Consider the following 21,882-nt stretch of genomic DNA (forward strand, 5'->3'; position numbering starts at 1 on the left):
CGCGCGCGGCCGGCATCGATCACGCCTGCCCGGCCCCACGGCGCAGTGCTGGCCACTGCCGGTACGTCATCGCACGCCACAGCCATTCCATCGGACCAAAGCGGAAACGGCGCAGCCACAGATGGCTGAAGATCACCTGCGCTGCAAACAGCAGCAGTGCCAACAGCAGCTGCCAGGCACGCGGCAGCACGTCGAACCATCCCAACCCGTAGTGATAGAACAGCAGCGTGCAGACCACCGATTGGGCAAGGTAATGGGTCAACGCCATCCGACCGACCGGCGCCAGCCAGCCCATGCGCGCGCGCCAGTGCACGATCCAGGCCAGGTAGCCCAGGCACATCGGCACACCGCCCACGGCCACCAGTGCCATTGCCGCAGTGGTCGGCAGGTCATAGACACCCGGCGCCAGATACGGCTTCCACAACACACCTGCCAGGGTGGCCAGCAGGCCCAGCGGCAATGCGATCCAGCGCAGGCCGGCATACAACCGCGGAAAACGCTCCGGCGCGGTCAATGCGCCGCTGCCGGCGAACCAGGCCCCCAACAGGAACATGCCCAGCACTTCGGGCCCGGAGATGAACATGCCACCCAGCGACGCGCCGAACTCATGCAGGCGCTGCACGTTGGCCTGCATCCAGTCACCCTGGCCGTACACCAGGCGTTGCTGGTCGATGCCCTGCTGCGCGTCGACCAGCATCTTCTGCAGGTCCTGCGGGGTGGCCATCGACACCATCGCGCCGACCAGCAGCATCAGCGCAACACCCAGTGCATACACCAGCAACCCCATCCAGGGCAGCCAGCTGCGCGGTGCCTCACGGCAGGCCAGCAATGGCAGCGAGGCCAGCGCATACAACACCAGGATGTCGCCCGACCAGACCAGCAGTGCATGGCACAGGCCGATCAGCAGCAGCCCGGCGCTGCGGCGCAGGTAGAACGGAGTGAACTGGCGGCCCGCTGCCTCGGCGCGCTGGGCCATCACCGCAAAGCCCGCCCCGAACAGCAGCGAGAACAGGGTGAAGAATTTTCCCTGCACGAACACATAGACGAAGGCATCGGCCCAGTAGTCGATGCCCTGCCAATGCGCGTCGATGCCCGTAAAGGCCAGGTCCAGCGGCCCGCTGAGGGCCTCGATGTTCATCAGCAGGATGCCCAGCAGGGCGAAGCCACGCAGTATGTCCAGCACGGCGATGCGTTCGCCGGAAGCCACCGGTTGCAGGGAAGGGGAAGCGGTGTTCACGGGGCATCCGGCGTGCAGGTCCGTCATTATGCCGCCGGCCTGCGGGCCATGGACGACCCCGCCCTGTTCCAGATACGCAACGGCCCGCCGAAGCGGGCCGTTGCTGCCATCACGATCGCGGTGCGATCAGTGCTGGTGACCACCGTCGCCGTGGACGTGGCCGTGTTCGAGCTCTTCCTTGCCGGCTTCGCGCACGTCGACGATCTCGACGTCGAAATGCAGGTCCTTGCCGGCCATCGGATGGTTCAGGTCGACGTCGACCACGCTCATGCCGACCTTCTGCACGGTCACGGCACGCGGGCCGAAGTTGGTCTGCAGCACGACCTGCTGGCCCGGGACCAGCTTGGCGGTACCGAAGTGCTTCTTCGGCACGCGCTGGGACAGGCCATCACGGCGCTCGCCGTAGGCATCGGCCGCCTTGACGTCGACGTCGAAGGTCGCGCCGGCTTCCTTGTCCATCATGGCGTTTTCCAGGCCCGGAATGATGTTGCCGTGGCCGATCAGGATCGCCAGCGGCTCGCCGCGGTCCTTGGACGATTCGATCGGCTCCTGGCCGGCCTCGGAGACGGTGTAGTGGAAGCGGACAACGCGGTCTTTTTCGATCTTCATGCGCAACTCTGTCTGGATCTGCCGGAGGCAGGCGGGTTGGGGCGGGTTGTCGCCCGGCGGGGACGCCGCCATCATGACGGCCAATCCAAGGTCGCGCATTATCCGGAGAACATGCACATCACGCCAGTTTCGTCCGGCACGCGCCGGCTCCTCGCGCCCGCCCTGCTGCTGGCCCTGCCCCTGCTGCTGACCGCCTGCGGCGGCGGCAAGGCCGTCCGTTCCGCACCGCCGCCGCCTGCGGCCAGCTGGCCCAGCACCACGCCGGACAACCCCGAGGCCGCCAATTCAGTGCTGATGCGCGCCATCAGCCTGGTCGGCACCCCCTATCGCTACGGTGGCAACACGCCCGAATCCGGCTTCGACTGCAGCGGCCTGGTCGCTTACGTCTATCGTGAAATGCTGGACCTGAAGCTGCCGCGGACCTCACGCGACCTGGCGGCGGTACAGGGGCCGAAGATCGACCCGAAGCGCTTGGCAACCGGCGATCTGGTCTTTTTTGGCAGTCGCGGCAGTGTCAGCCACGTCGGTATCTACGTGGGCGAAGGTCGATTCGTGCACGCCCCGAGCACCGGCGGAACGGTGCGCCTGGATTCGCTCAGTGGCCCCTATTGGAAGGACCACTACACAGGGGCGAAACGCGTCCTTCGCTAAAATGAACAGGCGATATGTTCAAAACTGTGACAAGCATCACGGCTCAACTAACGATTTATTAACGGAATTTTTAACTTATTACTGCTTTTACAGGGCATGATGCCCCATCGTTTTTTTCCTTGTGACCGACGCGTGACGACAAACGACCCGACGTGCCAAGGCCAGACCGCCGCTTCTTCGCGTAGTGTCCGCCCGCTTCTGCTGGGCCTGGCATTGTGTCTGACCAGCCTTCCCGCCTGGTCGCAGTCCGCTCCCACCCGTACCGATGCGACCCCGGCTGCCACCGCCGAGACCGCCCCCCGCGCAGCCGCCAAGGCCGACGCCACCGCTCCGCAGCGCAGCCGCGCCGATGCCGCCGCCAGCGCCACCCTGGCCGCCCTGCTGCCGCACCTGGCCGCCAATGACACCATTCCCCTGATGGACCGCTCGGCCATGGTGGCCGGTGACCTCAGCCGCCTCCTCGCCAATTACGACACCAGCAGCGCCGCCAATGGCAGCGTCGTGGTCGGCAACGCTGCCGACAACGGCAAGGTACAGTCGTTGCTGCGCCGGGCCATGACCCTGCTCGGCACCCCGTACCGTTGGGGTGGCAGCAATCCGGACAGTGGCTTCGACTGCAGTGGCCTGGTCGGTTACGTGTTCCGCTCGGCCCTGGGCATCGAGCTGCCGCGCGTCTCGCGCGAAATGGCGCACGACGCCAATGCCGAACTGATCAACGACCGCGCCGCGCTGGCTGCAGGCGATCTGGTGTTCTTCGGCCGCAAGGGCCGGGTCGACCACGTCGGCATCTACGTGGGCGATGGCCGCTTCCTGCACGCCCCAAGCACCGGCAAGGACGTCCGCGTCGACACCCTGCTCAGTGGCTACTGGGGCAACAAGTTCATGCAGGCCCGCCGGGTCGACCTCTGATCCGGGATCATCTGCGCATTGCCTGAAAAGCCGCTGCCCTGCAGCGGCTTTTTCATTGGGCCGCTGGCCGTAACCAGGCCGCTGGCCGCTGGCCGCCGCTTGCTGCGTTGGTCCTTGATGTCAAGGTTGCAGTGACCGCGACAGGCCGACCGTGTTCGGCCACAGCATCCCGGCGCGGGGCGGCGCGCCGGGTGCCCGGCTGGGCCGCCCGTGTTGCCTGGGGGAAAGGAATGGCGGCAAGCCTGGAGATTCCATCGCGTTGCGCAATCTGGTTCGGCCAACCGCAGGCAGCCGAGCGGGGTGCGCTGGCGGCGGCCGGTTGGCAACTGCGCTGCGTCAGCCCTGCCCCTGCCATGGCCATCGGCCTGCGCGGCCGCGACCACCTGGTGGCCATCGTCGATCTGCGTCACCTTGATGCCGACGCCGTGCAGCTGCTGCTGCCGTGGATCGAGCGGCATCACCACCTGCCCTGGCTCGCCGTGCTGCCCCCTGGACTGGGCAGCGCTCCGCCCGCGTGGGGGCCGCTGCTGCGCGCGTGCCGCGACCAGTTCGCGCTGCCGCTGGAACTGCACGATCTGCTGTCGGCAATGCAGCGGCAATCCGAGGGCGACGACGCGTTGCCGCACATGGTCCGCGAGTCCGGCAACCTGCCGGCGCTGATCGGCGACAGCACCGCCCTGCTGTCGGTGCGCGCCTCCCTGCATAAATTCGCTCCGGTCGACCTGCCGGTGCTGGTCACCGGCGAGACCGGCACCGGCAAGGAGCTGGCCGCACAGGCGCTGCATGCCTTGTCCGGGCGCGCCGGCAAACCGTTCCTGGCGATCAACTGCGGCGCGATCCCTGCCAATCTGGTGCAGTCCGAACTGTTCGGCCACGAGCGTGGGGCCTTCACCGGTGCCGCCCAACGCCGCATCGGACTGTTTGAAAGTGCCCACGGCGGCACCGTGTTCCTCGATGAAGTCGGCGACCTGCCCGCCGACGCACAGACCAGCCTGCTGCGGGTGCTGCAGGAGGGGACGCTGGAACGGGTCGGCAGCAACCAGCCGCTGCGTGTGGACGTGCGCGTACTGGCAGCCACCCACGTCGAACTCGAACAGGCGGTGGCCCAGGGCCACTTCCGCCGGGACCTTTACTACCGCCTCAATGTCCTGCGCTTGCCGATGCCCGCGCTACGCGAACGTGGCAGCGATGTCCTGCTGCTGGCCGAGCACTTCCTGCGCTCCTTCCGCCAGCGCCACCCCGGCCGCGCACGCGGGTTTGATCCCGGTGCACGCCAGGCCATGCGCGGGTTCGACTGGCCCGGCAACGTACGTGAGTTGTTGAATCGCGTGCAGCGGGCAGCGATCGTGGCCGAAGGCGAGCTGATCAACGCCGCTGACCTGGACCTGGCAGAGCCGGACGCCCCTGCGCGGCGCGCGCTGCTGCAGGATGCGCGTGGCCAGGTGGAGCGCGATGTACTGCTGCAGGCCCTGCGCCAGCATGGCTACAACGTGTCGGCGTGTGCGCGGCACATGCAGATCTCGCGGGTCACGATATACCGGTTGTGCCGCAAGCATCATCTGGAGCTGCCGGCGCAGCGCTGACAACGCAGGCCCCTGCGCAGCCGGGCATGACCCGACACCGGCAAAGCGCGGCCGTGCAGCGCCGCGCCATGCCGTGCTGCCGCGCTTACAACATGTACGGCACCTTGAATGCCAGGGTGAAGTCCGGCGCATCCGGGGTCAGGCCGATGCCCAGCAGCGTCACCAGCGTGGTGTGCTGGTTCAACGCGTAGGTCACGCCGAGATTGAGCGAGGCCGCATTGGCATCGCTGCCGATCACCTTCACCCATTCACCGCCCTTGAACCGGGTCGAGGCGCGCGTGCTGATCTTGTCGCTGAAGGAAATGCTCAGGCTGGTGCGCTCGTTGAACGCGAATGCCACGCCGGCACCGAAGTACACCGAACCGCCCAGTTTCACATCGCCGGGGTTGACCGTATCCGGGTTGCTGTCGATATCGCTGAAACCGCGCGGGAACGAATGGATGTAGCCGGCGTTGGCGAACAGGATCGCCGGATCGGCGGTCTTCACCATCGATACGCCCAGGTTGGCCTGCCACACGCCGTTGCCGGTCGGCTGTTCCTGCGGCACTGCGAAGCGGATGTAGTCATCGTCATCGCGCTCGATTACTTTCCAGTCCAGCCCATAGGGTGCGCGCCCCGTTGGTGCGGTAACGCCACCGGTCAGCACCGTCTCCGGGCGCCAGCCGCGTTCGGAGAACAGCCGGTAATTGGCACTCAGGCTGACATCGCCGATGCCGCTGCCGTTGGTTTCTTCCTGCGCGATCGCCGCCGCGGCACCGCCGGCACCGCCCTTCTGGTAGACCGTGCGCCGTGCCAGGTACGGCACGTCCATGTTCAAGGTGAGGTTGGGGCTGACGCCCCAGCGCGCGGCCAGGTTGTAGGTCAACGAATCGGATTCGACGTTCTCGATCGCGATGTTGCCAAGGAAGATCGCATCCAGGGCGAGGAACCCGTTGAGCGTGAGCTGCTTGCGGTCGTAGCGTGCATAGGTGAGGCCGTTTTCGATGGTGAACCGGCGCGAGAACAATGCCGCCTGCTGCTGCTTGACGTCATCCACGCTGCGCCGGGCCTCCTGCTTGGCCTGCTGTGCCTCGGCCGCGCTGCTGGCATAGCCTTCGCTGCTGGGCGGTACCGCGGATGCCGCAGCCGGCGCCAACGGCGCAGCGGGCGTCGTACCGGGGCCTGCGCGACCGCTCAGCCGCGCCTGCATCGCCTGCACCTGCATGTCCAGTTCGCGCAGGCGTCGTACCTCCTGTGCGTAATTGGCCTTGAGCTGTTCCAGTTGCGCGATCAATGCCTGCATGTCGGCGCCATCACTGGGCGCAGGCTGCTGGGCGAAGGCAGTGGCCGCCAGCGCCGCCAGCGCCAGCGGAGTAAGCCGGTAGAGAGTGTGCATGTCGGTGACCTGCGTTGTACGTCGGTTCCCCCCGACCAGGCCGTGTTACTGGCCTGGGCCCATGCCGCGGTTCATCCCGATCGCCTGGGCCACGTTCTGGCTCAAGGGCAGGTTGTTGGCCGCGGTATTGCGTACCAGCTCCAGCTGCAGCCGGTTGCTGGCGGTCTGTCCATCGCCGGCCAGGGCAATGCCCTGCCCCACGCTGCCATTGCGGATCCACTGCTGTACCAGGCTCTGCCCATCAACCTGCAGCAGCAGGCGCGCCTGGTTGCCATCGAGCATGGCGGTGGCAGTAGCCCCGCCCTGCTGTGCCTGTGCCATGCGGCTGCCGTCATCGCCCAGTGCGGTCGGCACCGCGCCGTCACGCACGGTCAGGGTGGTCACGTTGCGTGCGGTGTTGCCATCGCCGGCCACCTGCACGCTCTGCACCAGTCCGCTGGCATTGGCCAGGCCGGTACTGTCGATGCTGCGCCCTGCCGTTGCCGGCAACGGTGCGTCAGCGGCGGTAACCTGCACGCTTGGCTGGAAGCTCAGCTTGGGGGTGCCGCCATTGCGGAAATCCATGCCCAGGGTCAGCGCGCCCTGCACCACTGCACCGTTGGGCCCCTGCCACTGCGAAATCATCGTCACCCCGAACCAGGCCACGTTGTTGCCGCCAACGGTGTAGCGGCCGCGCATCAGGTTCAGTTCGGGATCGGGTATTTCCTTCAGGCCTCGCCCCGGTGCACCGTCTGCCGCCATCAACGGCGACACCGGCAACATCAGCAGCAGAGCGAGTACTACACGTTGGCATTGCATGATCGTGCCTCCTTCAGAACAGGTCGGCGTGGCTGAAGCCGAAGTCGACCAGTTCGGCGTCGGTGATCGGTCCCTGCCGCGCATACAACGCGCGGGCACTGGGCCGTTCGCTGGGTTGCAGCAGCACCGTATTGCGATCGAAGTCGCTGCCGATCACGACGAAAACGGCGCGTGACGGCCAGGCGGCACTGAACTCGGCCAGTGACAGGCTGCGGTTGCCCAGGATCGGATCGGCCACTTCCACCACCCCGTCGCGCACCTGCTTGAGCACGACGAAATGCCGGAAGCCGCGTACATCCATCAGCACCAGTCCAGGAACCCGCAACGTGCGCAGGCGCGATTCATCGATGCGATAACCGCGTCCACGCATGCCCAGCGATTCGACATAGCGTTTGATGTCCAGCAGTGAAAAACCGCGTTCCTTGACCAGCTGTGGATCCGATACCCCCATCATTCCCTCGATCACCGTCGCCTCGGTGGTGTCCAGGTGGTAGGCATAACGCAGGATGGTGGCCAGAGCGGCCGCCCCGCAGCTGTAGTCGGTGTGCTGCCGCACCAGGTTGCGATAACGCCGCTCCTGCATGCTTTCCACCTTCTGCTGCAGCAGCGCGCCATTGGGCAGCACCCCGCTGAACACCACCTCGCCTGCCCAGCCACATGCGCTGGTCAGCAGCAGCAGGCAGGGCAGCAGACGCAACCACCAGCGATGACCGGCCATGCCGTTCTCCACGAGAAGGAAGGAGCCCCTGCCCCAAGGGGGAGGAGGGACAGGGGCCCCCGGGGGAACCCGGCCATTGGCGGATGGCCGGGCTTGTTGCGCTCAACGCAGGTTCGCTGCGAAAGCGGTCACACCGTGGATCACTCGCCGCCGCCGGTCCCACCGCCGGTGCTCGGCTGCGCCACGGCCAATGCCAGGCTGTTGGCCTGCAGGTTGCCGGTACCCGATGCCACGTTCACGCCGATGTTGCCGGATGCGCCGGAGAACGCGCTGCCGGACAGTGCCGAGGTGTTGGTCGCATTGACGTTCACCCAGCGGGTGGTGCTGACCGTGCCACTGAGGCTGGCATACAGGTCGGCCACGCCCAGCTCGACGAACTGGCTGGTGCCGCTTTCACGCGTATCGAAGCCCAGGCCACCCACTCCCGGCCGGTTCGGGTTCATCGTTGCATTCTGGATCTCGTTGTCCAGATCGATGTGCCCGGTCGCATTGCCACCCGGATGCGGCAGGTCGCCACTCCACGAATCGAGGTAGTAGTTGGCCATCTGGTAGGCATTGCCGGTGCCGCGATAGGTACCGGCACCCACGGCCAGGGTACCGCCTGCGACGCGACCGCTCAGGCCGACCTGCACCGTATCGGTGTAGGACTGCACGAAGCCGGCGTTGGACACGGTGTTGCCGGTGGACACCTGGTTGGAGCTGATGCTCGACTGTGCCATCGCACTGGTTGCCACCGAGGCTGCGAGCGCGTTCTTCTGCTCGTTGTTGTTGCCCGAGGCGATGTTCACGCCGATGTTGCCCGAGGCACCGCCGAAGGCATTGCCACCGAGGCCGGCGGCGTTGGTGACGCCGGAGTTCATGGTGGTGTTGCCGAAGCCGGCCTGGTTGACGAACACCTCGGCGTCGGCCATGCCGAAGCTGAAGGAAGCATCCGCAGCGGACAGCGACGCAGCATTGTCCTGCGCGTTGTTGTCGCCGGCCACCACGTTGAAGCCGAGGTTGCCGGAGGCACCCGCACCGACATCATCGGCGATCGATGCACTGTTGGTGACCAGGCTGTTGCCGGTGAGGTTGTTGCTGATCGACTGGCGGTTGTCGATCACGGCGATGGCTGCCGAATCCAGGTCGATGTCACCGGTGATGGTCGGATCGCCGGAGAAGTTGATGTCCGAGCTCAGCCGCAGATCCTTCTCCAGGTTCACGTCGACGCCGTGGTTGTTCTTTTCCTTGCGCTCGTCGGCCTGGATGTTGCTGTTCTTCTGCACCTGCTCGTTGACGTTCACCGTGCGGGTACGGCTCACGTTCGAGGTGTCGGTGTTGTTGCGTACCGTGGTGTTGGTGCGGGTCCAGTTGCGGACTTCGTTGTCGGTATGGTTGTGCGTGTCGTTGCGGGTTTCGGTCACGACATGGTTGTGGTTGATGTTCGCATTGGCATTCTGGTTGTCCCAGCCATTGGCCGCAGCAGCGGTCGAGGCAGTGGCAATTGCCATGGCGAGTACGGTCTTTTTGACAGTCGCTTTCATGGTGCCCTCTCTCTCATCAGGTGATTGGTTCGGGTGGGTGGTACTCACGGGTTGCCCTGCACGACCAGGCCCAGAACATTGGCCGTATCGTTTCGCGCTCCCGCGATCTGATTGAGTTGCAGGACACCGTCGAAGCCCCGCAGTGCCGTCGACGAAACGCCGACACTGCGGATACCCGCCGCAACACCGTCACCGGTATCGCCCTGCCCCCCTGCTGACGCGATGTCCGAGGCGGCCAACGCCGTGTCATCGGACTCGCGTATTCCTTGCCGGGCCAGCGTCGCGCTGACGACGTTGAGCGTCGTGTTGGCGATGCCGCTGGCCTGGTTGATCGATGCAATGCCGCTGGCGCCTGCCAATGCCTGTCCGGCGATGTGCGCGCTGGCTTCCAGTGGTGCCGAAAGCACGACGTCGTTGCTGTGCTGCTGGCGCGCAGCGATGGCCACGTCGGCGCGGTCGCCGCTGGCCATGCCATGCAGATTGGCCTGGATGTTGAGATCGCCCGCCGCCTGGTTGATGGCGATGGCACCACTGGCACCGGCCAGCGCGCGACCGTCGATGCGGGTCACGTCGAGGTAGGCCAGCATCCCGCTGTAGTCGTCGGCCAGCGCTGTGGCGGGCAATGCCAGCCAGGCCGCCAGCAGCACTGCGCGCTTCACTTGCCACCCGCCTGCGCCGGAGCGCCCAGCGGGAACTGCGACAGTGCGCCACGCACGGTATCGCCGATGCCGCGCGTGGTATTGCCGACCGCCCCCAGCGGGCCGCTCATCGCACCGCTGAGGCTGCTGCCGCTCATCATCCCCTCGCCCGAGCGTCCGAGGGTTCCGCCCAGGGCCTGCTGCGTCACCCGCTCGACAGTGGTGACGCCGTGCGCGCGCACGCTGCCGGTCTGGCCAGCGCCGAGGCCGGCGTAGTCGTCATCGCTGAGTTCATCCATGCCGCTGGCAGCGCCGCTGCTGCCGAGTGCGGCGGCGATCTCATGCTGCGGTTTCGGATCGGCGATCAACGCCACGCCGGGCGGCGCCATGCGGTAGGCCGGGCGCGTAGACACGTCGCGCAGCAGGACGATCTCACCCGGCTGCGCCTTCACCCCTTGACGGGCACCCGAAGCCGCAGCCGCCAGCGGAACGGCCAGCACCAGCAGCAGCGCAAGCCGCCGGCCAGAAACAGTGAAAAGGGTGGTGCTGCCGTCCATGCCGCTCTCCCGTTGCATATGCGCAGGGAGAGAGCAGCTTTCGTGCCAACACCGGAAGTCCGTCGCAGCGGGGGTTTGACGGGTAACACCGCGGCGGCATGACGCCACAGTGTTACAACTTCGTTCGGATTCCGTTCGCCTTAACGCGCAGGAAACACCACTGCGCAAGGCGCCATCGGCGCTGTATCAGTAGTGTTACAGGTACTGATACAGCCCGTTGCAGTGCCGCTTCAGGCGCGCGGCGGACTCGGGTCGGGATCATCGATACCGACGTTGGTGGACGGGTTGTCGTACACCGTCTGGTCGAGCAGGCCGGTTTCCTTGGCCACCAGCACCGGCACCAGCATCTGTCCGGTCACGTTGGTCATCGTGCGCATCATGTCCAGGATGCGGTCGATCGCATACAGGTAACCGATGGTTTCCAGCGGCAGGTTGGCCGCGCTCAGCACCACCGTTGCCATGATCACCGCCGTACCCGGCACGCCGGCGGTGCCGAAGCTGCCCAACACCGAAGCGATCAGCACCACCACGTACTGCTCCGGCGTCAGCGGCACACCGCTGTACTGGGCGATGAACACCGCGCACAGCGCCGGATAGATCGCACCGCAGCCGTCCATCTTGATGCTCGCGCCCAGCGGCACCGCGAACGAACCGTAGTCCTTGTTCACGCCCAGGTTGTGGGTGATCGAGCGCAGCGCGACCGGCATCGCCGCGAAGCTGGAGGAACTGACGAAGGCCACCTGCATGCCCGGCGCCGCGCCACGGAAAAACTTCAGCGGGTTCAGGCCATGCGCCAGCAGCAGCGCGCTGTACACCACCACGATGTGCAGCGCGCAGGCCACGTACAGCGCCAGCACGAAGTGGCCCAGCGGCAGCAGCTTCTCGAAGCCGTAGCTGCCGACCAGGCCGGCAATCAGGCCGAAGGTGCCGATCGGGGTGACTTCCAGCACGAAGCGGGTCACCTGGATCATGATGTCGCTCATCTGCCCGACCAGCTTGCGCGCCTCGGTCACCTTCTCGCCAAGCTTGACGATGGCAAAGCCGACCAGGCCAGCGAAGAAGATCACCGGCAGGATCGAACCACGGCCCGCGGCCAGCACGGTCTCACCGGCGGCGTTGACCTTGGTGCCGATACCCGACAGCGCGTAGAACACGTTGGATGGCACCACATCCAGCAGCACCTGCACCACGCTGGGCACTTCGCGCGGCACATAGTTGCTGGCCATCGACAGCTGCAGGCCACCGGCGCCGGGCTGCAGCACCGTACCCACGCCCAGGCCCACGCATACCGCCAGCGCGGCAGTGATCACGAACCACAGGAACGTGCGCCCGCTGAGCGCGGCGACCGATTTCTGGCCGTGCAGCGAAGAGATCGCGTTGATGACCGCGAAGAACACCAGCGGCACCGCGATCATCTTGATCAGCGTGACGTACAGCTCGCCGAGCGGGCCGAGCCAGGTTTCAGCAGCTGGGCCAAGCGCCCAGCCGGCCAGCGCACCGAGCACGAAGCCACCGACCACGCGCTGCCAGAATGGAATCCGCAGCCAGGCAGAGACCAGCTTCATAGGCAATCCAAGGGGGTAGGAAGGGATGCTGGCACGATAGCCCAAGGCGGGCCGCAGAACGACCGCCCGCGTGGCAAATCAGTGTGTCATCGGCGTGCCTTGCGAGGCCGGGCATAATGAACGTCCCGTTACACTTTGTGAGATCCCAGCGTCCATGCGCCGTTCCGTCTCCCTGTTGGCCGCCTGCGCCACGACCCTGCTGCTCGGCGCCTGCGCCAGCACCGCTCCCGCGTCCGCCCCGGCCGGCCTGAAGGTCACCGTTGCCCCCGTCGCCCACCCGGCCGGTGAAACCCCGCAGTGGTGGTACCGCAGCGGCGCTGCGCAGGCAGCGGCGAACGGCGCGATGGCAGGCAAGGCCAAGAACGTCATCCTGTTTCTGGGTGACGGCATGAGCCTGACCACCGTGGCCGCCTCGCGCATCTACGAAGGCCAGCAGAAGGGTGGCTCGGGTGAAGAAAACCTGCTGTCGTGGGAGCGTTTCCCCGCCACCGCGTTCAGCAAGACCTACAACACCGATTCGCAGACCCCGGATTCGGCCGGCACCATGACCGCCATCACCACCGGCGTGAAGACCCACATGGGTGCGATCGGCGTCAGTGCCGGCAGCCGCACCGACTGCGCCGACAGCCTGTCCAAGGGCCTGCTGACCTGGCTGCAGCTGGCCGACAGCGCCGGCCTGGCCACTGGCGTGGTCTCCACTGCGCGCCTGACCCACGCCACGCCGGCCGCAACCTATGCGCATTCGCCCGAGCGCAACTGGGAGAACGACACCGACCTGACCGAGGCGGCCAAGGCCGCCGGCTGCAAGGACATCGCCCAGCAGCTGCTGTCGACCTCGCGTTACGGCCGCGGCCCGCTGGTCGCCCTGGGCGGTGGTCGCGGTGAGTTCACCACCGTGGAAGAGCGCGACCCCGAGTACGACGACAAAGTCGGCCAGCGCCTGGACGGCCGCAGCCTGGTGCAGGAATGGCAGCAGGCGCACCCGCAGGGCGCCTACGTCTGGAACAGCAAGCAGCTGCAGGCCGCCGCCAACGCTCCGGCGATCCTCGGCCTGTTCGAGCCCGACCACATGCGCTACGAATACGAACGCCCGCAGGACCCGGCCGGTGAGCCGAGCCTGGCCGAGCTGACCGCTGCGGCGATCAAGAACCTGTCGCGCCATCAGGAAGGCTACGTGCTGATGATCGAAGGCGCGCGCATCGACCACGCCAACCACAGCGGTAACGCCTACCGTGCGCTGACCGAAACCGTGGCCCTGTCCGATGCCGTGCGCGTGGCCAACGAGCTGACCTCGGCCGATGACACCCTGATCATCGTCACCGCCGATCATTCGCACACCCTGAACTTCGTCGGCTACCCGGCCCGCGGCAATCCGATCCTGGGCAAGGTGAAGGACAAGGGTGGCGAAGACGGCGCCGGCAAGCTCGACTACGCGCTGGATGGCAACGGCCAGCCGTACACCACCCTGAGCTACGCCAACGGCCCCGGCCATACCGGCACCAGCAACCAGCAGCCGGCCGGTCCGAAGCGTTACCCGCACAACCCCAGCAGCTTCGAGCCGGCCAACGGCCGCCCGAACCTGCACGACGTCGATACCGAGCATCCCGACTACATGCAGGAAGCGCTGGTACCGATGAAGTCCGAGTCGCATGGTGGCGAGGACGTCGGCATCTGGGCACGCGGCCCGGGCAGCAAGGCGATCCGCGGCACCCTGGAGCAGAACGCGATCTACCACATGATCGTGCAGGCCACCCCGGCCCTGCGCGATCGCCTGTGTCAGGCCGGCACCTGCGACGACAAGGGCGTACCGGTGGAACTGCCGGCACCGGCCACCTTCGAACGCAAGGCCGAGGCCAAGTGATGGCGCGGCCGGCACGCTCTGCTCTGGGCAGCCTCCGCCGTGCGCGCTGGCTGGCCCTGCTGGGCGTGCTGGCCAGCCCCTGGGCGTCGGCGCAGGGCCCGGCCTGCAAGGTCATGACCGAAGAGCACGGGTTGTGGATGCTGCCCGGCTGCGAGGTCGTCGATGACAAGCCGCAGATCAGCGCGGAGACCCTGCAGGATCTCCCCTACGACGGCGATGGCCTGGCGCTGGTACAGACCGCCGATGGCTTCCACTACGTCGACCGTCGCGGCCGCAGCCAGGCGGTGATCGCCTGGGACAACGGCGCAGACCCACTGCAGGAAGGCCTGTTCCGCGGCCGCGTCGGCGATCGCGTGGGCTACTTCAACGCCGCCTTCGAACAGGTGATTGCGGCCACGTTCGATTTTGCCTGGCCATTCCAGGACGGCGTGGCCGAAGTCTGCAACGGCTGCCGCCGCGGCACGCCCGATGGCGACGGGCATACACCGATGGAAGGCGGCGAGTGGTTCCGCATCGATCGTTCCGGTCGTCGAGTGAAGTAAGGGGTTTATCGGCAGGGCGGCGCCCTGCACCTGCCGAAGCAACAGCAACGGCCGAAGCAACAGCAACAGCGGCATTCCGTGGGATGGCGGGGCGGTGTCGGATTGCGGGGACGCCGTGAACCCATCCATGGGGGCTTGGCAGCCGCATCCATGCGGCTGACACCCCGCAATCCGACACCGCCCCACCTCTGACAGTTGGCCGGTGGCCAGTAGATCCACGCCATGCGTGGATGCTCTTCGATCAACTGTCGAGATATTCAATTTCGATTGAAATTCATCCACGCATGGCGTGGATCTACGTGTCGACCAAGGTCGACACCCACCAAGGGCAGGCCATGCCGTTCCAACAGATCGCGGAGATCTGTCGAAGGCGGGGTGGGTCCGGTTGCGGGGGCGTGAGCGCCATGGGCCCGAGGCATGCCTCGGGCGGGTTGGGCAGGACGCCCAACCCCGGTCTTGCCGTGTGCGCAGGACAGCGCACACGAGCAAGGCGCGACCGAGCTTACAGGGGTGAGGGCGCTTTGCTTGCGAAGCACTGCTTCGCAAGCGCCCGAACGCACAGCCGCCAGCGGCTGGGCCGGGCCCCGGAGGGGGACTTGCAGCGCCCCCCGCAACCGGACCCACCCCGCCATCCCACGGTATGCCCGCTGTTGCCTTGGCTGTTGCCCTTGCATCGGCAGGTGCAGGGCGCAGCCCTGCCGACTCACCCACCCACCCTATACTTTCCGCCGTGACCGCCTTCCCCGCCCTCGTTCCGCTTGATGCACCGCTGCTGGTCGGCTACAGCGGCGGCCTGGATTCCACCGTGCTGCTGCACTGGCTGTGGCGATCGGCACAGGCCGCCGGCACGCCGCTGCGTGCGACGCACGTACACCATGGCCTGCAACCGGCGGCCGATGACTGGGTGCAGCACTGCCAGCAGCAATGCACGGTGCTGGGCATCGAACTGGCCGTGCACCACGTGCAGGTCAGCCGTGATGACGGCCATGGCATCGAAGGGGCCGCCCGGCTGGCACGTCGCGCTGCATTCAGCGCCGAGCTGCAGGCCGGGGAAACCCTGGCGCTGGCCCAGCACCAGGACGACCAGGCCGAGACCTTCCTGCTGCGTGCGTTGCGCGGTTCGGGCATCGATGGGCTGGCGGCGATGACCGCTGACAGCCGCCTCGATGGCCATCGGCTGTGGCGGCCACTGCTCGATGTGCCGCGCAGCGCGCTGCAGGCTTACGCGACGACACACGGCCTGCAGTGGATCGAAGATCCCAGCAATGGCGAAGACCACGCCGACCGCAATTTCCTGCGCCTGCGGGTGCTGCCACTGCTGCGCCAGCGCTGGCCGCATGCCACTGCCGCATTGGCCGGCAGCGCCGCGCATTGCGCGCAGACCCGTGCATTGCTCGATGAAGAAGACGCCGAACTGCTCGCCCACCTGGAAGTGGCACCCCGGGTGCTGTCGCTGGAGCTGCTGCGCCAGGTTGCACCGGAGCGTGCTGCGCGCGTGCTGCGTGCGTGGGTGCGCCGCCATGGCGCAGCCCCGTTGCCGGCGCATGTGCTGCGGCAAGTACAGAACGAATTGATGGCCGCAGGCGCCGATCGGCAGTCGCAGGTGCGTTGGCAGCAGCACGCCATCCGCCAGTGGCGCCAGCACGCCTACCTGCTGCCGGCAGCGCTGCCGGTCCTGCCGAAGGACTGGCAGGCGGCATGGGACGGCCGCGCGCCGCTGCAGCTGCCCGACGGCGGCCAGCTGCGCCTGCTCGGCACGGACGGCTTCGAACATCCGCTGGACCTGCGCGCCCGCCAGGGCGGCGAGCGCATCGTGCTGCCCGGCCGTACGCATTCATCCGCGTTGAAGGATTGCCTGCAGCGCGAGCATCTGGCGCCCTGGCGACGCGCACAGCTGCCCCTGCTGTTCGACCAGGGGCAGCTGCTGGCGGCCGCCGATGTAGTCATTGCCGCACCGCTGCAGGCCTGGCTGCAGGCACGCAATGCGCAGTTGCAGTGGCATCCGGGCGGCTGGTGAATTGACCCTTGCGCGCGCGCCGTCCACACTTGTCGCATGGCCAAGAAGTCCCCCGAAAACGCCTCCCCGGTCGCCCAGTTCGAGCAGTCGCTCGAATCGCTGGAACAGCTGGTGGAGCAGATGGAAACCGGCGAGCTGAGCCTGGAAGCCTCGCTCAGTGCTTACGAACGTGGTGTTGGTCTGTACCGCCAGTGCCAGCAGGCGCTGGAGCAGGCCGAACTGCGCGTGCGCCTGCTCAGCGATCCGGCCCAGCCCGAAACCGCCGAACCCTTCGATCCGCCCGGCCATGACGGCTGAGGCGTTGTTCGCGCGCTGGCGCGACCGTATCGAAAGCCAGCTCGACGCCGCCCTGCCCTCACCGGCCGAAGCCCCGCAACGCCTGCACCAGGCGATGCGCCATTCCGTGCTCGGTGGCGGCAAGCGCATGCGCCCCTTGCTGGTCTATGCCGCCGGCCAGGTGTTCGGCGCGCCCCTGGACAGGCTTGATGCCGCGGCGATGGCGGTGGAACTGATCCACGCCTACTCGCTGGTGCACGACGACCTGCCGGCGATGGACGACGATGCCCTGCGCCGTGGCAAGCCCACCACCCACATCGCCTTCGACGAAGCCACTGCGATCCTCGCCGGCGACGCCCTGCAGACCCGTGCGTTCGGCCTGCTGGCCGATGCACCGCTGCCGGCGGCATTGCGCGTGGCGTGCCTGCAGACCCTGGCCCATGCCTCCGGCGCGGCCGGCATGTGCGGCGGCCAGGCGCGGGACATCGATGCCACCGGCCAGCAGCAGTCGCTGGCAGCCCTCACCCGCATGCATGCGCTGAAGACCGGTGCGCTGATCCGCGCTGCGGTGCGCATGGGCGCGTTGTGCGGTGATGCACCCGAACCCGCGCTGGCCCAGCTCGACGGTTTCGCCGATGCGCTCGGCCTGGCCTTCCAGGTCCGCGATGACATCCTCGATGTCGAAGCCAGTTCCGAACAGCTGGGCAAGACCGCCGGCAAGGACCAGGCCCAGGACAAGAGCACCTTCCCTGCCCTGCTGGGCATGGACGGTGCCAAGGCGCAGCTGCGCGAACTTTCCGCGCGCATGCAGCAGGCACTGGCGGGCTATCACGAAGAAGCCGATGCGCTGCGCGCGCTGGCCACGCTGGCCGTGGAACGCGATCACTGATTGCAGGCATGGATCTGCCGCGCTGCGCGTTCGCCGGGCATGGCCCGGCGCTACCCTACGCGCCATACACGGAAACGCCCGGCATTGCCGGGCGTTTCTTTTTGCGTCGTTGATCGTTGCCGCTTACTTGATCAGGCGCAGTGCGAACGGGTAACGGTAGGCTTCACCATTGTTCGCCTTCACCGCAGCGATGATGCTGAAGACCAGGCTGAGCAGGCCGACGATCGGCGCCAGGAACACGCCGATGACCACGAAGGTCAGGATGATGCAGACGAACATCGCGATGGCGACGGTGATCTGGAAGTTCAGCGCTTCCTTGGCCTGGTCGGTGACGAAGGCCTTGCTGGCGTCATCCTTGTTGATCAGCCAGATGACCAGGGCACCAATGAAACCGGTGAAGATGCCCAGCAGGTGCGCCACCAGGGCCATGGTGCGCTGGTCAGCGGGTACGCTGCTCGCCGCCGGGACGTTCTCGAATTCGCTCACGACAAAACTCCTTTTTTATTGGGTGGTCTTGACCGACCGGCGGCAAGCCGGTCGCGTCAGGCGGGCCTAGCTTACGCCATCAATGGCATCAATCATTGCCGGCGATCGTCATCCGTCCCACCAGGATCGAGCCGGTGCGGATATGCGAGCGCGGATCGACATCGCTGCCGACCGCCTCGATGGCCATGAACATGTCGCGCAGGTTGCCGGCGATGGTGATGCCATCCACCGGATACTGGATCTGGCCGTTCTCCACGCGGAAGCCGCCGGCGCCGCGCGAGTAGTCGCCGGTCACCCCGTTCACCCCCTGCCCCATCAGCTCGGTCACCAGCAGGCCGTTGCCCATCTGCGCGGCGATGTCCTGCAGCGAACCGGCATTGGCCGCCAGCTGCAGGTTGTGCACGCCGCCGGCATTGGCGGTGGTCTGCAGGCCCAGCTTGCGCGCCGAATAGCTGCCCAGCACGTAACGCTGCAGCACACCGTCACGCACCAGGGCCGAGGCACGGGTGGCCACGCCGTCGCCGTCGAAGGCGGCCGAGCGCAGGCCACGGCGCAGGTGCGGCAGCTCCTCGATCTGCATCCAGTCGGGGAACAGCTGCTGGTCGACGCTGTCCAGCAGGAAGCTCGCCTGGCGGTACAGCGCGCCGCCGGAGACCGCCGACAGCAGGTGGCCCACCAGGCTGCGCGCCACTTCCGGCGCGTACAGCACCGGCATGCTGCCGGTCGGCAGCGAACGCGGCTGCAGGCGGGCGATCGTGCGCTCTGCGGCGCGGCGACCGACGCTGGCCGGATCTTCCAGGTCCTCGCGGGCCAGTGCGCCGGTGTACCAGCCGTCGCGCTGCATGCCATCGCCGGTGCCGGCGATCAGCGCACAGCCGATCGAATGATGGGTCCCGCGCTCGCGGCCGATGAACCCATGCGAATTGGCGTAGACCGACACGCTCTGCATGCTCGATACCGAGGCGCCATCGGAATTGCGGATCTGCGCATCGGCTTGGCGGCCCGCCGCCTCGCAGGCCAGCGCCAGGTCCACCGCCTCGTCGGCCTGCAGCTCCCAGGGGTGCCAGCCATCCAGTTCGGGGAAGTCGCGGGCCATCAGGTCGGCCTCCGCCAGGCCGGCGGCCGGATCGTCCTCGGTATGGCGGGCGATCGCGCAGGCCTGCTCGACGGTGGCCAGCAGGCTGGCCTCATGCAGGTCGGCGGTGCTGGCACTGCCCTTGCGCTGGCCGAAGTAGACGGTCACGGCAATGCCGCGGTCACGGGTGGACTGCACGGTCTCGACCTCGCCGAGACGGACATTGACCTCCAGCCCACGGTCTTCGCTGCAGCTGACCTCGGCCTGGCTGGCACCCAGCGCGCGGGCACGCTGCAGCAGCTGCTGGGAGATGTCGGCCAGCCGTTCCAGCCGGGCCGGGCTGTCGTCGCCGACGGCGACTTCAGGGGCGATCACGTTCAATGCTTTATCCTGTGCGGGTTGGGCCCGGTATCACGCCGGGCGACTTTTTTTGAAATCAGGTATGGACGATGCGCGGACGCGACGAAGAAACCGGTGAATTCCACGACAAGAGCCGCAGCCAGAACCGGCGCGATGCGCTCGACGTCCTGGCCCTGGGCGAGAAGCTGGTGTCGCTGACCCCGGCCCAGCTGGCGCGCCTGCCGATCCCGGAGGACCTGCTGCCACACATTGCCGAGTGCAAGCGCATCACCGCCCATATCGCGCACAAGCGGCAGCTGGCGTTCCTGGCCAAGCACATGCGCCGCGAGGACGATGCCGCGCTGGACGCGATCCGCGATGCGCTGGATGCCAACAGCGAAACCGGGCGCCGCGAAGTGGCGATGATGCACCGTGTCGAAGACTGGCGCGAACGCCTCATGAATGAAGGCGACAAGGCGCTGGCCGCGCTGCTGGATGACCATCCGCAGGCCGACCGCCAGCAGTTGCGCACGCTGGTGCGCAACGCCCAGGCCGAAAAGGCCAAGAACAAGCCGCCGCGCGCCTACCGCGAGATCTTCCAGGTGCTGCGCGCGCTGATGCTGCCGGCCGCGCTCGGCCTGAAGGCGTCCGCTGAGGACGTCGCGGCAGACGAACCGGTCGACGACGCCGACGAGGACTGAGTCCCCGTCGGGCATGGCGGTGGCTGTGGCCATCGCCGTGCTCAGGCCTGGGTACCGCCGACGGTGATGCCCTCGATCAGCAGCGACGGCTGGCCGACACCGACCGGCACACTCTGCCCGTCCTTGCCACAGATGCCCACGCCCTCGTCCAGGGCCAGGTCGTTGCCGACCATGCGCACCTTCTGCATGGTTTCCGGGCCATTGCCGATCAGGGTCGCGCCCTTCACTGGAGCGGTGATCCGGCCGTCCTCGATCAGGTAGGCCTCGGTGGCCGAGAACACGTACTTGCCGCTGGTGATGTCGACCTGGCCGCCGCCGAAATTGACCGCGTACAGGCCCTTCTTCACCGAACGGATCATTTCCTGCGGGTCATGCTGGCCGGCGCGCATGTAGGTGTTGGTCATGCGCGGCATGGTCATGTGCGCGAACGATTCGCGACGGCCGTTGCCGGTCGGCGCCACGCCCATCAGCCGCGCGTTGAGGCTGTCCTGCATGTAGCCGACCAGGATGCCGTCCTCGATCAGCGTGGTGCACTGGGTCGGGTGGCCTTCGTCATCGATGTTGAGTGAACCACGGCGTCCGTCCAGGGTGCCGTCGTCGACGATGGTCACGCCCGGGGCAGCCACGCGCTCGCCGATCCTGCCGGCGTAGACGCTGGTGCCCTTGCGGTTGAAGTCACCTTCCAGGCCATGGCCGACCGCCTCGTGCAGCAGCACGCCCGGCCAGCCCGGGCCCAGCACCACCGGCATCACCCCGGCCGGCGCCGGCACCGCTTCCAGGTTCACCAGGGCCTGCCGCAGCGCCTCGCGCGCAAAGGCTTCCGGGCGGCCATCGGCAAACAGCGCTTCATAGCCATAGCGACCGCCGCCGCCGGCATAACCCGACTCACGGCGGCCGTTCTGCTCGACGATCACCTGCACGTTCAACCGCACCAGCGGGCGCACGTCGGCGCCCAGCACACCATCGGTGCGGGCAACCAGCACGGTATCGACGCCACCGGACAGGCTGACCATCACCTGCTTCACGCGCGGGTCGGCCGCGCGCAGGTAGCCGTCCAGGCGCTTGAGCACCTCGACCTTGGCTTCGTTGCCGATGCCGTCGATCGGGTCCAGCGCTGGATACAGCACGCGCGCATCGCCGCGCAGCAGCGAGCGTCCGGTCTGTGCGCCGCCTTCGCGCGAGATCGCACGTGCCGACTGCGCTGCGGTCAGCAATGCACCGGCATGGATGTCATCGGAATAGGCAAAGCCGGTCTTCTCGCCGGCAATCGCGCGCACGCCCACGCCCTGCTCGATGGAATGGGCGCCGTCCTTGACGATGCCATCTTCCACGCTCCAGCTTTCGCGCCGGGCATGCTGGAAGTACAGGTCGCCGAAGTCGACACCGGGGCCGAGCAGTTGGCCGAAGGTGCGCTCCAGGCCAGCGGTATCCAGGCCACCGGGGCGCAACAGGCGATCTTGGGCAAGCGTCAGGGCGTTGTCAGTCATGGTCTCGATCTGGGGGTGTGAAGGCGGTCAGGCAAGGCCGCCCTGG

At 67.2% G+C, this 21,882-nt stretch carries 21 protein-coding genes; 9 read left to right on the forward strand and 12 right to left on the reverse strand.

The features are described 5' to 3' along the window. Nucleotides 1–19: 19 nt before the first annotated feature. Nucleotides 20–1,264, reverse strand: coding sequence for a DUF418 domain-containing protein (locus CR918_RS13050; protein ID WP_059064750.1), 1,245 nt, complete (start codon nucleotides 1,262–1,264; stop codon nucleotides 20–22). Nucleotides 1,265–1,363: 99 nt separating this feature from the next. Then, the gene (locus tag CR918_RS13055; protein WP_025876084.1) at nucleotides 1,364–1,846 is read right to left on the reverse strand and encodes an FKBP-type peptidyl-prolyl cis-trans isomerase; all 483 of its coding nucleotides are present in this window, start codon (nucleotides 1,844–1,846) and stop codon (nucleotides 1,364–1,366) included. 111 nt (nucleotides 1,847–1,957) lie between these two features. Here CR918_RS13055 and CR918_RS13060 point away from each other — a divergent pair, with 111 nt between their 5' ends. From CR918_RS13060 to CR918_RS13070, 3 genes are all read left to right on the forward strand, one after another. Further along, a complete protein-coding gene (locus CR918_RS13060; protein WP_025876082.1) occupies nucleotides 1,958–2,497 on the forward strand; it encodes a C40 family peptidase in 540 nt (179 codons plus the stop codon). Between the two features lie 132 nt (nucleotides 2,498–2,629). Continuing rightward, nucleotides 2,630–3,406 (forward strand): C40 family peptidase, encoded by a 777-nt coding sequence (locus tag CR918_RS13065; protein WP_025876080.1) that lies wholly within the window; start codon nucleotides 2,630–2,632, stop codon nucleotides 3,404–3,406. Between the two features lie 230 nt (nucleotides 3,407–3,636). After that, nucleotides 3,637–4,989 (forward strand): sigma-54 interaction domain-containing protein, encoded by a 1,353-nt coding sequence (locus CR918_RS13070; protein ID WP_099843217.1) that lies wholly within the window; start codon nucleotides 3,637–3,639, stop codon nucleotides 4,987–4,989. 85 nt (nucleotides 4,990–5,074) lie between these two features. On the opposite strand, the gene CR918_RS13075 is transcribed toward CR918_RS13070, so the two are convergent. The 7 genes from CR918_RS13075 to CR918_RS13105 form a co-directional block, all read right to left on the reverse strand. Further along, nucleotides 5,075–6,364, reverse strand: coding sequence for a transporter (locus CR918_RS13075; protein ID WP_025876077.1), 1,290 nt, complete (start codon nucleotides 6,362–6,364; stop codon nucleotides 5,075–5,077). Nucleotides 6,365–6,409: 45 nt separating this feature from the next. Beyond that, entirely contained in the window at nucleotides 6,410–7,162 is a 753-nt protein-coding gene (locus CR918_RS13080) for a hypothetical protein (protein WP_032975046.1), read from the reverse strand. A gap of 13 nt (nucleotides 7,163–7,175) precedes the next feature. Beyond that, nucleotides 7,176–7,880 (reverse strand): C39 family peptidase, encoded by a 705-nt coding sequence (locus tag CR918_RS13085; RefSeq protein WP_025876073.1) that lies wholly within the window; start codon nucleotides 7,878–7,880, stop codon nucleotides 7,176–7,178. A gap of 140 nt (nucleotides 7,881–8,020) precedes the next feature. After that, entirely contained in the window at nucleotides 8,021–9,403 is a 1,383-nt protein-coding gene (locus CR918_RS13090) for a hypothetical protein (protein WP_025876071.1), read from the reverse strand. A gap of 44 nt (nucleotides 9,404–9,447) precedes the next feature. After that, nucleotides 9,448–10,062 (reverse strand): hypothetical protein, encoded by a 615-nt coding sequence (locus CR918_RS13095; protein ID WP_049466254.1) that lies wholly within the window; start codon nucleotides 10,060–10,062, stop codon nucleotides 9,448–9,450. Next, nucleotides 10,059–10,598 (reverse strand): hypothetical protein, encoded by a 540-nt coding sequence (locus CR918_RS13100; RefSeq protein ID WP_099843219.1) that lies wholly within the window; start codon nucleotides 10,596–10,598, stop codon nucleotides 10,059–10,061. Before CR918_RS13100 ends, CR918_RS13095 begins: the two co-directional genes overlap by 4 nt. Before the next feature lie 230 nt (nucleotides 10,599–10,828). Then, on the reverse strand, nucleotides 10,829–12,163 hold the full coding sequence (locus tag CR918_RS13105; RefSeq protein ID WP_099843221.1) for a dicarboxylate/amino acid:cation symporter: 1,335 nt from the start codon (nucleotides 12,161–12,163) through the stop codon (nucleotides 10,829–10,831). Between the two features lie 154 nt (nucleotides 12,164–12,317). Here CR918_RS13105 and CR918_RS13110 point away from each other — a divergent pair, with 154 nt between their 5' ends. The 5 genes from CR918_RS13110 to CR918_RS13135 all read left to right on the forward strand — a co-directional run bounded on the left by CR918_RS13110 (nucleotide 12,318) and on the right by CR918_RS13135 (nucleotide 17,748). Next, complete coding sequence (locus CR918_RS13110) at nucleotides 12,318–14,024, forward strand: alkaline phosphatase (RefSeq protein ID WP_093820692.1); 1,707 nt, start codon at nucleotides 12,318–12,320, stop codon at nucleotides 14,022–14,024. After that, a complete protein-coding gene (locus CR918_RS13115) occupies nucleotides 14,021–14,566 on the forward strand; it encodes a WG repeat-containing protein (RefSeq protein ID WP_099843223.1) in 546 nt (181 codons plus the stop codon). Before CR918_RS13110 ends, CR918_RS13115 begins: the two co-directional genes overlap by 4 nt. Before the next feature lie 730 nt (nucleotides 14,567–15,296). After that, a complete protein-coding gene (gene tilS, locus CR918_RS13125) occupies nucleotides 15,297–16,583 on the forward strand; it encodes a tRNA lysidine(34) synthetase TilS (RefSeq protein WP_223486197.1) in 1,287 nt (428 codons plus the stop codon). Nucleotides 16,584–16,619: 36 nt separating this feature from the next. After that, complete coding sequence (locus tag CR918_RS13130; RefSeq protein WP_099843229.1) at nucleotides 16,620–16,880, forward strand: exodeoxyribonuclease VII small subunit; 261 nt, start codon at nucleotides 16,620–16,622, stop codon at nucleotides 16,878–16,880. Further along, nucleotides 16,870–17,748, forward strand: a complete 879-nt coding sequence (locus tag CR918_RS13135) for a polyprenyl synthetase family protein (RefSeq protein WP_099843231.1) — start codon at nucleotides 16,870–16,872, stop codon at nucleotides 17,746–17,748. The genes CR918_RS13130 and CR918_RS13135 overlap by 11 nt, the downstream gene beginning before the upstream one ends. A 123-nt stretch (nucleotides 17,749–17,871) precedes the next feature. Here CR918_RS13135 and CR918_RS13140 read toward each other — a convergent pair whose 3' ends face one another. Next, a complete protein-coding gene (locus CR918_RS13140; RefSeq protein WP_025879282.1) occupies nucleotides 17,872–18,234 on the reverse strand; it encodes a DUF4870 domain-containing protein in 363 nt (120 codons plus the stop codon). A gap of 88 nt (nucleotides 18,235–18,322) precedes the next feature. Beyond that, the gene (gene pmbA, locus CR918_RS13145; protein ID WP_025879283.1) at nucleotides 18,323–19,690 is read right to left on the reverse strand and encodes a metalloprotease PmbA; all 1,368 of its coding nucleotides are present in this window, start codon (nucleotides 19,688–19,690) and stop codon (nucleotides 18,323–18,325) included. A gap of 68 nt (nucleotides 19,691–19,758) precedes the next feature. Here pmbA and yjgA point away from each other — a divergent pair, with 68 nt between their 5' ends. Further along, nucleotides 19,759–20,349 carry a ribosome biogenesis factor YjgA gene (gene yjgA / locus CR918_RS13150; protein WP_099843232.1) on the forward strand — a complete coding sequence of 197 codons (591 nt, stop codon included), beginning with the start codon at nucleotides 19,759–19,761 and terminating at the stop codon, nucleotides 20,347–20,349. 41 nt (nucleotides 20,350–20,390) lie between these two features. Here the strand turns inward: yjgA and tldD are convergent, their stop codons facing one another. After that, nucleotides 20,391–21,836 carry a metalloprotease TldD gene (gene tldD / locus CR918_RS13155; RefSeq protein WP_025879285.1) on the reverse strand — a complete coding sequence of 482 codons (1,446 nt, stop codon included), beginning with the start codon at nucleotides 21,834–21,836 and terminating at the stop codon, nucleotides 20,391–20,393. Nucleotides 21,837–21,882 lie beyond the last annotated feature (46 nt).

Origin of the sequence: Stenotrophomonas indicatrix (assembly GCF_002750975.1) — a bacterium.
Classification (GTDB): Bacteria; Pseudomonadota; Gammaproteobacteria; order Xanthomonadales; family Xanthomonadaceae; genus Stenotrophomonas; species Stenotrophomonas indicatrix.